General features: G+C 35.2%; 10 protein-coding genes. 5 read left to right on the top strand and 5 right to left on the bottom strand.

All coding sequences use genetic code 11. The features are described 5' to 3' along the window. Positions 1 to 88: 88 nt before the first annotated feature. From ACS8MM_RS08645 to ACS8MM_RS08635, 3 genes are all read right to left on the bottom strand, one after another. Positions 89 to 799 carry a DUF4197 domain-containing protein gene (locus tag ACS8MM_RS08645; RefSeq protein ID WP_379715343.1) on the bottom strand — a complete coding sequence of 237 codons (711 nt, stop codon included), beginning with the start codon at positions 797 to 799 and terminating at the stop codon, positions 89 to 91. A 4-nt stretch (positions 800 to 803) separates the two neighbouring features. After that, entirely contained in the window at positions 804 to 1526 is a 723-nt protein-coding gene (locus tag ACS8MM_RS08640; RefSeq protein ID WP_379715340.1) for a DUF4197 domain-containing protein, read from the bottom strand. A 76-nt stretch (positions 1527 to 1602) separates the two neighbouring features. Then, positions 1603 to 3081, bottom strand: a complete 1479-nt coding sequence (locus tag ACS8MM_RS08635) for a M61 family metallopeptidase (protein ID WP_379715337.1) — start codon at positions 3079 to 3081, stop codon at positions 1603 to 1605. A 183-nt stretch (positions 3082 to 3264) separates the two neighbouring features. Here ACS8MM_RS08635 and ACS8MM_RS08630 point away from each other — a divergent pair, with 183 nt between their 5' ends. Together ACS8MM_RS08630 and ACS8MM_RS08625 are read left to right on the top strand one after the other, a co-directional pair. Then, a complete protein-coding gene (locus tag ACS8MM_RS08630; RefSeq protein WP_379715334.1) occupies positions 3265 to 6690 on the top strand; it encodes a methylmalonyl-CoA mutase family protein in 3426 nt (1141 codons plus the stop codon). 12 nt (positions 6691 to 6702) lie between these two features. Further along, positions 6703 to 8166 carry a hypothetical protein gene (locus tag ACS8MM_RS08625; protein WP_379715331.1) on the top strand — a complete coding sequence of 488 codons (1464 nt, stop codon included), beginning with the start codon at positions 6703 to 6705 and terminating at the stop codon, positions 8164 to 8166. A 58-nt stretch (positions 8167 to 8224) separates the two neighbouring features. Here ACS8MM_RS08625 and ACS8MM_RS08620 read toward each other — a convergent pair whose 3' ends face one another. Beyond that, the gene (locus tag ACS8MM_RS08620) at positions 8225 to 10093 is read right to left on the bottom strand and encodes a DUF4139 domain-containing protein (RefSeq protein ID WP_379715328.1); all 1869 of its coding nucleotides are present in this window, start codon (positions 10091 to 10093) and stop codon (positions 8225 to 8227) included. A 122-nt stretch (positions 10094 to 10215) separates the two neighbouring features. On the opposite strand from ACS8MM_RS08620, the gene ACS8MM_RS08615 reads away from it, so the two are divergent. Further along, on the top strand, positions 10216 to 10752 hold the full coding sequence (locus tag ACS8MM_RS08615) for a hypothetical protein (RefSeq protein WP_379715325.1): 537 nt from the start codon (positions 10216 to 10218) through the stop codon (positions 10750 to 10752). A gap of 165 nt (positions 10753 to 10917) precedes the next feature. After that, a complete protein-coding gene (locus tag ACS8MM_RS08610) occupies positions 10918 to 11751 on the top strand; it encodes a hypothetical protein (protein WP_379715322.1) in 834 nt (277 codons plus the stop codon). 54 nt (positions 11752 to 11805) lie between these two features. On the opposite strand, the gene ACS8MM_RS08605 is transcribed toward ACS8MM_RS08610, so the two are convergent. Further along, positions 11806 to 12759, bottom strand: a complete 954-nt coding sequence (locus ACS8MM_RS08605) for a TerC family protein (RefSeq protein ID WP_379715319.1) — start codon at positions 12757 to 12759, stop codon at positions 11806 to 11808. 190 nt (positions 12760 to 12949) lie between these two features. Between ACS8MM_RS08605 and ACS8MM_RS08600 the strand changes: the two genes are divergently transcribed. After that, complete coding sequence (locus tag ACS8MM_RS08600) at positions 12950 to 15139, top strand: glutamine synthetase III family protein (protein ID WP_379715316.1); 2190 nt, start codon at positions 12950 to 12952, stop codon at positions 15137 to 15139. Positions 15140 to 15167: the final 28 nt, after the last annotated feature.

Genomic DNA, 15167 nt, shown 5'->3' with positions numbered 1-15167 from the left:
TGAATTCTTATGTCAAAGGTCTGTTTTTTTTTTGAATTCTATTGTTAAGATATTGTTATTATCTTCCTGATTATGAAAAAATTAACAGTTACTTTTTGTCTTGTAAAGCAAAAACTTTTTTCAATAAATCGGAAGTTCTTGAGGACAAATTAGTTCGGATATTTTTCTCTTCTACGGCAACCATTTTGAATACACCTTCCATAGCTTTGTTCGTTGTATAATCGGTTAAATCAGGATTCACTTTTTTAACTAATGGAATACTGTTGTATTTGGTAATGATATTGGTCCAAACCTTATCAGCGCCAACTTTTGCAAACGAGTTTTTAATCACTGGATTGAATTTGGTATACAATGCAGTCGATGTTGAATTTTGTAAATAAGTAGTTGCCGAACGTTCGTCTCCTAAAAGTATGTTTTTAGCATCAGTAAAAGTCATGCCTTTGATAGCGTCAACAAAAATGGGAGTCGATTCTTTCACAGCATCTTCTGCAGCACGATTGATTACTTTTAATCCTTCATCAGCTAATTTTGACATTCCAATGTCACGAAGTCCTTTGTCTACTTTTTTCAGTTCTTCCGGGAGTAGAATTTTTACCATTTCATTTTTGTAGAATCCATCAATTGCTGTCAATTTGACTACTTGTTTATCAATTCCATTGTTTAAAGCTTCTTTCAACCCTGAAGCAATTTCAGCCTGTGATAAAATACCCGATTGAGGCAATTGATTGATGACTTGTTGCATTTCGGCACAGCCTGAAAATAGAGGTAGTGCAGCCAGAAGGATTACTATTTTTTTCATATTCTTATTTTTTATCTTGTAAAGCAAATACTTTTTTTAATAAATCAGATGTTCTTGAGTTTAAATTGGTTCGGATGTTTTTTTCTTCTACCGAAATCATTTTGAAAACACCATCTAATGCCTTATTGGTAACATAATCATTAATGTCAGGATTAACTTTAGTAACCAAAGGTAAATTATTGTATTTCTTTATGATGTTATTCCAAATTACATCAGCACCAACTTTGCCAATAGATTCTTTAACGACAGGATTGAATTTAACGTATAATGGATTGCGAGTAGATGTTTGTAAATAATTTGTAGCCGCATCTTCTTTTCCTAATAAAATACTTTTCGCATCATTAATAGTAATGTTTTTAACTGCATCCACAAAAATTGGAGTTGATTCTTTAACAGCATCTTCGGCAGCTCTATTCAAGGCTTTAATACCATCATCTGCTAATTTTGACATTCCCATTTTTCGCAAAGTTTTGTCTACTTTTTGAAGCTCCTCAGGTAGTAAAATTTTAACGGCTTGATTTTTGTAAAATCCATCGGTAGCTGTCAATTTGGTTACTTGTTCATTTATTCCTTTGTTTAAAGCTTCTTTTAAACCTCCAGCGATATCAAGACCACCGTCTTTTTGAGTTATGGTTGCAATTTTATCTTCTGCTTTTTTAAGAAGATCTTTCAGTTGCGCATTGCTTACAAATGGAATGAGCACAAAGAGTAGGACTAACTTTTTCATAAATTAAAATTGGTTTACCAAAGATAAGCAAAGTCCGTGCCTTTTTTAAAACCAGAAGAATCGAAGTGTGTTAAAATTAAAATCCGATAATCCCTTTTTTATAGTTCAACTGATCCTGTGTGGGATTTTCTACAGGCGAAATATACACTTCCTCCAAATATCCGTCAAGTTGTAGTCCCATAGCAAATAGGTACTCTGTAACGGGAATTCTTTTGATTCCTATTACATAATCATCAAAAAACCATTGCAAGTTTTTACCCGAAACTTTATTGGCGGCAGCAATTATATCTTTCAGCTCATAAGGGATGTTGGTTTTTCCAAACTGAGTATACATTTCCGTCATAAAATCATCAAGGCCTTTTTGATTGTTTGTCGCTTTTCTGATTTCAATGTCCAATCCCAAACCTACCAATGCGCCGCCTCCATAAACCAAATAACGGTTTTGGTTTTTATTAGCTCCGGATTCTTTGATACTTACGTTGTTTTGTAGTAAGTCTCTTATAATGTTGTATTTCGTGATTACATTTTCAAAACGTTTGTAAAAGGTTGGTTCGTCAATAAGCTGTGTGCGGGCGAGTAAAATATTAGTAAGATAATCGGTAAAACCTTCTTTGAACCATTCATCTTGTTCTTTTGGGATCAAAGTATGACCGTTCCATAAATGAATCGTTTCATGAGACATGATATGTCCCCAGTTGGTCCGGCTGTTTTTGTTGATTTTACCTTTAATGATTTGACTGAAACTATTTCTGAAAGCGCTTCCGTCTGTAATTATGCTACTTTCATTAACAACGATGAGGTATTTCTTTTTTGGTGATCCTCCAAAATATTTTGTGGTAGATTCAATAATCGGTTGCATTAATTGAATAAAATCATTTTCATTGTTTTTTATAGATTCTCCAAGAGCAAACAAAAGTTCAAAATCTCCTATTTTTATTTCTTTTTCGTAATGATTACCAACGAAAATACAATTGTTTAAAAGAAAACGTAAATCGTTATTTACGATAAAGTCATTTGTTTTGGATGTTTCAGTCCAAGGTGTAGAAGCCTTCCAGTTTTTAGGTAAATTAAAATGAACGGAAACATTTTTAACTTCTTCCAATGAAGGAATATCGGGTGCTATAAACAAGGAGTATCCCGTAAAAAATAATCCTTCCGGAGTTTTGTAAGCTACTTCGTCATAACCACCGCAATGATCCCAGTTTTCACTGTCATGATCGGTTATGATATCATATTCAAGTGCATAGTTCCCTGAAGTAGTCGATTGGATTTCCCAAGTTCCTTCACCAAGATAGTTGACATTCTGCTTTTGACCTTTATCGTTTCTGGCTGTCATGTTCTTTACGAATTTAGCTTCCCCTTCAGGATTCTTCTCTGAAGGATGGGTGAACATAAAGAAGCGGTTTTTGGCTTTAGTTAAATCTAAAGCTGTTTTGATGTGAATTACGTTTTTGTCGTTGTTGGTAAAATCCAAATCATAATTGACGGGTTTGTTTTGTGCAAAGGAATTAAAAGTAAATACGATTCCTGCTAGGAGGGAAAATTGATTTTTCATAAATGATTTATTTTGATTTGATGATGATCTCTTTTGTGAAAATGCAAATGAGATATTCACTCTGACGACAAAATTTGAGATAAGTTACAAAATTGTTCTTTTTTGTTCTTAATAATACAAATAATTAGGCTTTTAGTTTTTTAGAAATACGTAAATTGCACGCACAAATTTATTACCGCAAAAATGGAACAGGTACAACCTTATCAACCAAAAAATAAAGTTAGAATCGTCACTGCAGCTTCGCTATTCGACGGACACGATGCTGCAATTAACATCATGCGCCGTATCATACAAGCAACCGGTGTGGAAGTAATTCACCTTGGTCACGATAGAAGTGTAGAAGAAGTAGTGAATACTGCAATTCAAGAAGATGCCAATGCAATCGCAATGACTTCTTACCAAGGAGGTCATAATGAATATTTCAAATACATGTACGATTTGCTGAAGGAAAAGGGAGCAGGTCATATTAAAATCTTCGGTGGTGGTGGTGGAGTAATTCTTCCTTCCGAGATTTCAGAATTACATGAATACGGTATCGAAAGAATCTATTCACCGGATGATGGTCGTGAATTGGGACTTCAAGGAATGATTAATGACCTGGTGCAGCGTGCCGATTTCCCTGTTGGTGATAAATTAAACGGTGAAGCCAATCATCTGGAAGATAAAAATCCTACTGCGATAGCACGTGTGATTTCTTCCGCTGAAAACTTCCCGGAAGTCGCAAAACCTGCTTTAGAAAAAATATATAAAATCAACCAAGATAGTACAACTCCGGTTTTAGGTATTACGGGTACTGGGGGTGCGGGTAAATCATCTCTAGTGGATGAATTGGTACGTCGTTTTTTAATCGATTTCCCAGAAAAAACAATTGGTTTGATCTCTGTCGATCCTTCAAAACGTAAAACAGGAGGTGCTTTGCTAGGTGACCGTATTCGTATGAATGCGATTAACAATCCAAGAGTATATATGCGTTCGTTGGCTACACGTCAATCGAATTTAGCTTTATCGAAATATGTTCAGGAAGCAATTGAAGTATTGAAAGCAGCCAAATACGATTTGATTGTCTTAGAAACTTCAGGTATCGGACAGTCGGATACCGAAATTTTAGAACATTCAGATGTCTCGTTGTATGTAATGACTCCTGAATTCGGTGCTGCAACTCAATTGGAAAAAATTGATATGTTGGACTTTGCCGATTTAGTGGCATTGAATAAATTTGACAAACGCGGTGCTTTGGATGCTATTCGTGATGTGAAAAAACAATACCAACGCAACCATAATTTATGGGATGTAGATCCAGATAAAATGCCGGTGTTCGGAACGATTGCTTCGCAGTTCAACGATCCGGGAATGAATACGCTTTACAAATCCATTATGGATAAAATTGTAGAGAAAACAGGTATCGATTTGCATTCGAATTTCCAGATTACTCGCGAAATGAGTGAGAAAATTTTTGTAATTCCACCTCACAGAACGCGTTACTTGTCTGAAATAGCCGAAAACAACCGCAAATACGATGAAACAGCGCTTTCTCAAGTAGATGTAGCTCAAAAATTATACGGTATCTTCAAAACCATGGAAACGGTTTCTGGAAGAGTGCCAAAAATTGATAAATCAGGAGTGATCGAAGATTCGTTGAATCATTCTCCTGAAAAGAAAGAATTTTTGTCGTTGCTCTTGAAAGAATTCGATCGTGTAAAGATGAACTTAGATCCTTACAACTGGGAAATCATTTTAACGTGGGACGAAAAAGTAAACAAATACAAAAATCCGGTATACAGTTTTATGGTGCGTGATAAGGAAATCAAAATCCAAACGCATACGGAATCATTATCACATTCTCAAATACCGAAAGTGGCGTTACCGAAATACCAAGCTTGGGGAGATATTTTGAAATGGAACCTGCAAGAAAATGTACCCGGTGAATTCCCATTTACTTCGGGATTGTATCCGTTCAAGCGTGAAGGAGAAGATCCTACACGTATGTTCGCAGGTGAAGGTGGTCCAGAAAGAACCAACCGTCGTTTTCACTATGTTTCACTGGGGATGCCGGCAAAACGTTTGTCAACAGCATTTGACTCGGTAACTTTATACGGTAACGATCCAGATCACAGACCAGATATTTACGGAAAAATTGGAAATGCGGGAGTTTCGATCTGTTGTTTGGATGATGCTAAAAAATTATACTCCGGTTTCGATTTGAGTCATCCGGCTACTTCGGTTTCGATGACAATTAACGGACCTGCTCCAATGTTGCTTGGTTTCTTTATGAATGCCGCTATCGATCAAAACTGCGAAAAATACATCAAAGAAAATGATCTAGAAGCAGAAGTGGAAGCAAAAATTGATGCTATCTATAAAGCCAAAGGAACTGAAAGACCTCGATACAACGGTGAATTGCCACAAGGGAATGACGGTTTAGGGTTAATGCTTTTAGGAGTTACAGGTGATCAAGTTTTACCGGCCGACGTTTATGCTGATATCAAAGTGAAAACTTTGGCACAAGTTCGTGGAACGGTTCAGGCAGATATCTTAAAAGAAGATCAAGCACAAAACACTTGTATTTTCTCTACGGAGTTTGCATTGCGTTTAATGGGTGACGTTCAAGAGTATTTCATCCAGAAAAATGTACGTAACTTCTATTCGGTTTCGATTTCTGGATACCATATTGCCGAAGCGGGAGCCAACCCAATCACGCAGTTGGCATTTACATTGGCTAATGGATTTACGTATGTGGAATACTATTTAAGCCGAGGAATGAGCATCAATGATTTCGGACCTAACTTATCGTTCTTCTTTTCAAATGGTATCGATCCCGAATATGCTGTAATTGGTCGCGTGGCCCGTAAAATTTGGGCGAAAGCCATGAAAAATAAATACGGTGCTAATGAAAGAGCACAGATGTTGAAATACCACATTCAGACCTCAGGACGTTCATTACACGCTCAGGAAATTGATTTCAATGATATCCGTACAACATTACAAGCATTGTACGCGATTTATGATAACTGTAATTCATTGCATACGAATGCGTACGATGAGGCGATTACAACACCAACTGAAGAATCCGTTCGTCGAGCTATGGCCATTCAGTTGATTATCAATAAGGAATTAGGTTTGGCGAAAAATGAAAACCCAATTCAAGGTTCGTTTATTATTGAAGAATTGACAGATTTAGTAGAAGAAGCTGTATTGACCGAATTCGACCGTATCACCGAAAGAGGTGGCGTACTAGGTGCAATGGAAACTATGTACCAACGTTCTAAAATTCAGGAAGAATCCTTGTACTACGAAACATTGAAGCATACTGGTGAATTCCCAATTATTGGAGTAAACACTTTCTTAAGTTCGAAAGGTTCGCCTACAGTAATTCCGGCCGAGGTAATTAGAGCTACCGAAGAAGAGAAACAATTCCAAATTACAACTTTAGAAAATTTACATACGGCTCAAGCGGATAAAGTAAAAGAACAATTGGCAATCATTCAGGAAGCTGCTGTACAAAATCAGAATATTTTCGAAAAACTGATGGATGCGGCTAAGTATTGTTCATTAGGTCAAATCACGGCAGCGTTGTTTGAAGTGGGCGGACAGTACCGAAGAAATATGTGATTTTATTTATGTATGAAAACAATCACTTTTCGATTTGTCTTCTTTTTTGTTCTTTCCTTTTGTAATGCACAGGAGGCTAAATTTAAGAATAAGGATTTTGAAAAATATTTTTTTGATAATGGTCTCGGGTATGTAACATGTTACGATGCCAATGGGAATGCGATTGTTTTAGATTCGGATAAGGATAAAAAAGTACTTCAGAGCGAATTGGATGTTGTCGAAAAAATTAATTTTGATAATTATCCTTTAGCTGACTTTGATGATTTGTCATTTTTTACAAACGTTAAGAGCGTAAAGTTGAAATGGGATTCTTCCGTTGAAAATAATTCGGATCTATACCCTGTTTTTGATTTCAATGGTAATGTGAAACTGGAAGAATTAGTGGTCAATTCAGATCATATAGGAGGTGTTCATGTTGAAAAATGCCCCAATCTGAAGTCGCTGTATATCAATGGACAAAATTCCTCTGCTGATTTTGATTTTTCCGAAAATGAAAAATTACAAATTTTACATATTCAGTTGGAAGCCAATAAGCAAATGAGAAAGGTAAATCTGACTCGTAATGTTAATATTGAGTTGCTGGAGTTAATGGGTTTGAAATTAGAAGCAATTGATTTGTCGCAAAATGTTAATCTTGGAAAATTGTACCTTAATTATAATGATTTGCAGGAGTTGGACTTGTCCAAACAAATCAGGCTTTTTCATTTGGACTGTTCAAATAATAGATTAAAAGTTATTGATTTGTCACAATTGAAAGATTTGAGGTATCTGGATGCGCATGGAAATAACCTGATGAATATAATCCTGCCAATTAAGAATAGTGTCGAATATTTGCTCATTCATGGCAATTCTGAGTTGAAAACAATGGATTTTACCGGATTTAATCGACTTAAGGGGATTAATTGTGACCATCAAATGGTGAGTTTTGCATCTTCATTTAAAAAGGATCTGAAAATTGTTTCTAAATATGCTGAAGATGTTTTTTTTATAAAAAATGATATACCAAAATTAGATGAAGTTAAAAAAGAAGTTCTGAAAAAGGTTATTTTGGAAGTGTTAACATTAATTAAAAATGAACAATACGGAAAAATAAACAGTTATTATTTAACTCCCGCAGAAACGAAGCAAATCTTTAATAACTATCATCTCAGTCTAAAAGATAAGCTGCCTTTCAATGACTATAAAACAAGTTATGTTGCAGATACTGATAGGTTAAAAAGATACCGTAAAGCTTTTCAAACTTTTTTTTCAGAACCTGTTTGGAATCCTATGGTTATTGATCAGAATTTTAATGATGAATTGAATTGTTTGAGCAACGGATTGTTTATTAATGATCGGTATTTGAAGAAAGATTATCGGATTCTGAATGTCAATATTAAGGTGGCCAATAATGAAAATAAAGTAGAGTTTGACTCGTTGGACTTTATTGAAACGGATAATGGTTGGAAGTTGTTTACTGCTTTTAGTAAATATTGAGAAGTTTAAAATTACGATAGAATTATACTAAAAAAGCCTCACATCTGTGAGGCTTTTTTTATAGATTAACTTTTCTTCCTTTAGGATATTTGATTTGGTAGGACAAACGTTTTTTTGCAATCCCTTTTGAAGGAATGTTGGTTTTCCAGGAAAGTATTCCGGTGTCTTCCTTATAATCAGCATTGTCAACGCTTACTTTTTCTACTTTAATTTCTTTATTCTGACTTACCGGTATACGGTCGAATATTTTTACATCAACATCTATAGGTTTGTTATTGCGCAATGTAATTTCATAATTACGGTCAACGATTCGGGTAGTTCCTAATAAGGATTTATCTTTCAGATTATTGATTTGTTTTCGTTCTACTACCAAATTGTTGTCTATACCCATAGAAATTACCAATTCTTCCTCCGTTTGGTAAGGATTGATGTAGGTAGTGCCTGCATAACTACCTTCAGTATAAATGCTGGCATCTCCTGGTAGTAAGTCGTATTTGGTCCACTCTTTTATTTTGGCAGTCAGAAATACATTTTCACTTAAAAGCGGTGCCGAATAATATTCGAATTCTGCAGGGATATTAAAATTGTCAATTTCAATAACAGAAGGTGCTTCATCTGAAGGGATAGAATAATTCTTTTTAATTTTGAACAATACCGAATTAATAGCGATTTCTTTCTCGTCTCCTGTAGCGGTAGTGATTTCCTCCGGTTTTTCTTCTTCGTTATCACTAGAATCAGTCTCTGCTTTTTTTCTTTTGATACCCACGGAAGAAATAACCACTTCTTGTAATCGGGCACCGTCATCTTCTAAAATGACATTCATCGTATTGCTATAAATAGGTAAGGCGATTGTTTTCATCCCCATAAAGGAATAGGTAAGTTCTTTTCCTTTTTCGACATTGATTTTGTAGGTACCGTCAAATCCGGTTTGTGTGCCAATTTGTGTTCCGCTGATAATGACATTTGCTCCTGGAATTGGACCGCTATTGTCGGTAACTACGCCTGTAACTGTTTTTACATTGGGATTGTAATTGTATTTCTGGGTTCTAACTGTAGAAGATTGTCTGTTATCATAGTAATTGATGAAATTAAGATAATGGCTGTCAATTGTTGGTTTTTCGTTGTTAACGGTTGGGTTGGCAGTAGATAGCGTTAATTTAACGTCGTTCCAATTTTCGCCCGTGGTTTGATATACTTGTGCTTTATAAGCAAACTGTAAGGCATCTTTTGTGTTTTTAGCCTTGATTTCATAAGATGGATTCCAGCCAGCGTTCGATACGTTGTATTTAATAGTGAGGTTAAGTAAAACTGCTTCAACCGGGTTGTTGAATTTTAAAAGGATTTCTCCTTTTTGTTCTTTTTCTTCGCTGCTTATTTTGTTCATTTCCAAATGCATCGCAGTCAGCTCTTTCTTTATGTCTTCTATTTTTTTAGATATATCGAAAATTTCCATCTTAAGAACCGGAATTCTTTCTCTGTAATGCTTACTATGAATTACTAGTTTGTCAAGAGTTACTGATTGTTGGGAACTGCTTAAGGTTTTGTTTTGTGATAAAATGGTTTCTTCTTCTTGTAAACCTTTTATTTTACTGTCAAGAAAAGCAACTTCTCTTACTTTAGCATCGATTTCACTTTGTAGTTTGGTTATTTTCTCTGAAGTAACTTTTTTAGGGTAAAATAAGGTTTCATATCCAAACGAAAGTATGGAAACGTCTTTCAATCCACCAATCTGAATAGTGTTTTGGTTGATATAGGGGGATAAATCAGTAATGCGAACTTGCGAATTGCCTTTGGGAATAGTAACGGAAGATTCGGCGTAAATTTGTGCGCCTGAAGTGTAAACCGTTACCTCTTTGGTGGTTGCCTTAATCTTGATCTCGTTAGCAAATAAAGAGAGTGAGCAAAATAAAAATAAAAAATGTTTCATAGAGAAGAAATGAACTTTTGTGTTTTGAAAGTCGAAGATAGTATGAATTTCTGAATTGTAATAGATTTATTAAATTTTAAGAAAGGCTTTCAGGAATAAAAGGCTTTTTGTTTTTTTGTGCCATGAAAAAAATCCTAATCGTATTTGTTTTACTGTGTTTTAAATCGTTTGGACAACGTTTTGAAGGGCAGAATTTTTGTGAGGAAGTAAAGAGTAGCTCTTATTTTCCTTTGGATATAGAATCTAAAAAAATATTTTGGTACACTACTTTTTATGTTGAGACGAATAAAGGAAAGGTGGTCAAAGGAGGTAAAGAGTATTTTAGTTTTGAACAGAAATGGAATAACACTAATGTGGATGTACTTCTTTTGCGTGAAGAGAATGGTAAAGTAGTTCAATACGATGAAAAATCAAATACCGATTTTATCCGTTTTGACAATTCGTTCAAAGTTGGGCAGACTTGGAAGGCAGGAGAGGTTGAATATGAAATAATTGCATACGATGGTGAATTAAAAACTCCGTATTGTAATTATAAAGGGTTGATGGTTATGGAAGCAAAATATCCAAAGGTGACATATCGATTTTATTATTTGAAAGGTATGGGGTATGTAGGCGCCACCAGAGATGGGAAGTTGGTTTCTTGTGTTACTCCCGAATAATTTGAATTTCTAATTTTTACTATAAAAGGCCTGCGTGAGTAGGCCTTTTTAGTTAACTATTTTTTATCTTTTTTTTATGATAAACTCAATTGATTGATTTGTAATTTTAATAGTGACTTTCTGAAAACACTTTACCCATGTAATAACAATTAAAAACGAATGGTTATGGTAAGTAGTGTTTTTAAATCAAAATGGAAAGGAATTCTGTTACTTGTATTGGTGTTCCTAGTAGGTATTGGTTGTACAGATGATGCTTCTTCCGATAGCGGTCAAGAAGAATCAGTGTATTATGTGTGCGCAAGTTGTAAATCAGCACCGGAAGCTTTACCTGAACATGATAACTCCTATAAAGGGATCTATTCTGGAGTGGTGAATACAGATATTGTAACATTTAATATTGATAACAACAATGATGAGAGTTTTCGTCTGACAGTGTTACGTGGCGACTTGATTCGAGATTTTGTATTTCTCAATCAATGGTCGAATGGTAATAGATTCTATGCGGTTTTTAATGGTGGATTTGGCTATGGACATCACGATTTTCAACGATTTAATGTGCAATTCAGTGTCGATCTGAATGGTGATAATCCAGAGGTGATTTTTACGGATGAAGAGATGTTTAGAGTGGAATCCGGAAGAACCATTTTTAAAGAGAAATCAACAAGCTTGGTTGAAGTTTTTAATGGGGAGTTAAGTAAAAGAAAAAATTACTTGTCAACTGAAAGTAGAATTGGAGCGGATGATAATGTGACAGTGGTTAAAGTGGGGTCACAACGAATTGTGCTTTCAAGAAACGAAGGGTATTGGTATGGTTTTGTAACAATGTATGCTGGGGTAAACGACGAATTTAGTCTTTTTAATTCCGGAAGTATTGTTAATAATAAATTAGTGGATGTGAATGGAAAAGTCGTTGGTACTCTAATTTATGATTATTTCAGTGGAAAATCTGTCGATGAAAATCAAGAAACAATTAATATAACCGCAAAAAGGGTGATATAGTAACTACGTTAATAAAAAAAGACCATTCATCGAATGGTCTTTTTTTTGTATGTTTTATTCTTCTAAATCTTTTTCACTGCCCATTTTGAGGGAAATTAGAATGCCGGCTAGCAAAGCTATTGCTATAAATCCGAGAGATACCCATTCTGGGAATTTGTAATGATGAACCAATAACATTTTGATTCCTACAAAAGTCAATATCGCGATCAAACTGTATTCTAAATAACTGAATTTTTCTAACATATTGGCTAAGAAAAAATACATAGAACGTAATCCAAGAATGGCAAATATGTTGGAGCTGAATACTAAAAAAGGATCGGATGTAATGGCTAATATTGCCGGAACACTGTCAACGGCAAATAAAACATCCATGATTTCAATTACGATTAAGGCAACAAACAATGGAGTAGCAGCTCTTCCTTTTTTGGTTGGTATGAAAAACTTCTCACCATTCATTTCTGAAGTTAACGGCATAATTTTGCCTAACATTCTGTAAATAAAGGATTCTTTGGGTTCAAAATCGTCTTCTTCGCTATTGAAAAACATCTTGATGGCTGTAAATAAAAGGAATCCACCAAATAGATATGTCGTCCAACTGAATTTGTTGATAATCATTACGCCGAAATAAATCATCAAGCCTCGGAATACTATCGCTCCCAAAATCCCCCAAAATAAAACTCTGTGTTGGTATTTCTGTGGAATCTTAAATGAGGCAAAAATTACTGCAATCACAAATATATTGTCAATACTTAACGAGAGTTCAATCAAATACCCTGTAATGTATTTCATTGTGGCTTCAATCGGCTTTAAATGATTAGGGTTGTCTACAAATCCATTTTGATACAGCCAGAAAATAACTCCCGAAAATGCAAAGGAAAGTGAAACCCAGATGGCAGTCCACATACTGGCTTCTTTTGTGGAAATAATATGCGGGTTCTTATTAAAAACTCCTAAGTCTAAAGCAAGAAAAATAAATACGGCAATTAAAAAACAAATCCAGACAGTCATATCTTATATATTTTGAGGTTTACAAATATAAACTTTGATTTTGGAATATTAAATTTTATGTGGTTTTGTCTCTACGAATTAAATTTTTGACAACTTACCGTTAAATTTTAGGGGGTGTATATTGTATTAATTTAAAAAATGGATATATTTGCTTCAAATTTAAGGGGTATAACTCAAATTATTTAATTTTATGGCAACATTACGATTTCAATCTCTGCAAAAAGCTACAAGTAGAAAACCAGTAGCAGTAGAAGAATTAGACAGAAAGTCGGCAATTTTCGGCACAAACGTTTTTAACGATAAGGCCATGCGACAATTTTTAACTCCAGAAGCTTACAAAGCTGTACAAAGTGCTATCCAGCACGGAACTAAAATTGACCGCAAATTAGCAGACTATATTGCTATGGGAATGAAAGAGTGGGCTTTGTCTAAAGGAGTTACTCACTATACGCACTGGTTCCAACCTTTAACAGGAACTACGGCAGAAAAACACGATGCATTCTTCGAAACGTCTTTCGATGGTAGTGATCCAGTTGAAAAATTCGGTGGGGGACAATTGGTACAGCAAGAACCAGATGCTTCGTCTTTCCCGAATGGAGGTATCCGTAATACTTTCGAAGCACGTGGTTATACAGCTTGGGATCCAACTTCTCCTGCATTTATCTTCGGAACTACTTTATGTATTCCAACGGTTTTCGTTTCTTATACCGGAGAGGCTTTGGATAACAAAACACCTTTATTAAGAGCTTTACACGCTATCGATAATGCAGCGACTGATGTGGCTAAGTATTTCGATAAAAACGTTAAAAAAGTAACACCAACTTTGGGTTGGGAACAAGAATATTTCTTGGTAGATGCTGCTTTGGCTTCTTCAAGACCGGACATTTTAGCTACTGGTAGAACTTTACTAGGACATACTTCAGCGAAAGGACAACAATTGGAAGACCATTACTTTGGTTCAATCCCTACTCGCGTACTACAATACATGCGTGATTTGGAAAACGAATGTATGTTGTTGGGTATTCCAGTGAAAACACGCCATAATGAGGTAGCACCAAATCAATTTGAGTTGGCACCTATTTTTGAAGAAACAAACTTGGCGGTTGACCACAACTCTTTGTTGATGGATGTAATGCAAAAAGTAGCGGAACGTCATGATTTCAAAGTGTTATTCCACGAAAAACCGTTCAAAGGTGTAAACGGTTCGGGTAAACACAACAACTGGTCATTGGCTACAGATACTGGAGTGAACTTATTGTCTCCAAGTAAAACGCCAATGAGTAATTTACAGTTCTTGACTTTCTTTATCAATACGATTAAAGCGGTTCATGATTATGAAGAGTTACTAAGAGCTTCAATTGCTTCTGCAAGTAATGACCACCGTTTGGGGGCTAACGAAGCGCCTCCGGCAATTATCTCGGTATTCATCGGTCAACAATTGACTAAAGTATTGGAGGAATTAGAAGGAGTAACCAACGGTAAATTGTCTCCGGAAGAAAAAACAGATCTTAAATTAAACGTAGTAGGTAAAATTCCAGATGTATTATTGGATAATACCGACAGAAACAGAACGTCTCCATTTGCCTTCACAGGAAACAAATTCGAATTCCGTGCTGTGGGTTCTTCGGCAAACTGTGCTGTGTCTATGACTACCTTGAACTCTATCGTGGCAAAACAGTTGATGGATTTCAAAAAAGAAGTGGATGCGTTAATCGAGAAAAAAGATTTAAAGAAAGATGAAGCGATCTTCAATGTGTTGAGAGAGTACATCAAACAAACAAAAAATATCCTTTTCGAAGGTGATGGTTATAGCGATGCTTGGGAAAAAGAAGCAAAAAAACGTGGTTTAAGTAACCATAAAACAACACCAAAAGCATTAAAAGCTAAAGTTTCTAAAAAAGCAATGGAGTTATTCCACGAATTGGGTGTAATGAACCATGTTGAAGTAGAAGCGCGTTACGAAATCGAATTGGAAGAATACACGAAGAAAATTCAAATCGAAGGTCGTGTTCTTGGTGATATCGCTCGTAACCACGTTATTCCAACTGCAATCCGTTACCAAAATGTATTGATCGAAAACGTAAAAGGTTTGAAAGAAATCTTCGGTAAGGATTTTGAGAAAATCGCAAAAGAACAAATCGGTTTGATCAAAGAAATTTCAGAACATATCGAAGGAATCAATAAAAATGTGGACGATATGATCGAAGAACGCAAAAAGGCAAACAACCTTTCTTCTTCTGAGAAAATGGCAGAAGCATACTGCGATAAAGTAAAACCGTATTTCGATATCATCCGTGAACACTGTGATAAACTAGAATTGCTAGTGGATGATGAAATCTGGACATTAACAAAATACAGAGAATTATTGTTTACAAAATAATTTTTTTGAATTCAGTTATATTTCAAAG

Source organism: Flavobacterium sp. MAHUQ-57 (assembly GCF_051908335.1).
Classification (GTDB): Bacteria; Bacteroidota; Bacteroidia; order Flavobacteriales; family Flavobacteriaceae; genus Flavobacterium.
Note: the sequence above shows the minus strand (reverse complement) of the source record. Positions and strands in the feature narration are given on the sequence as shown.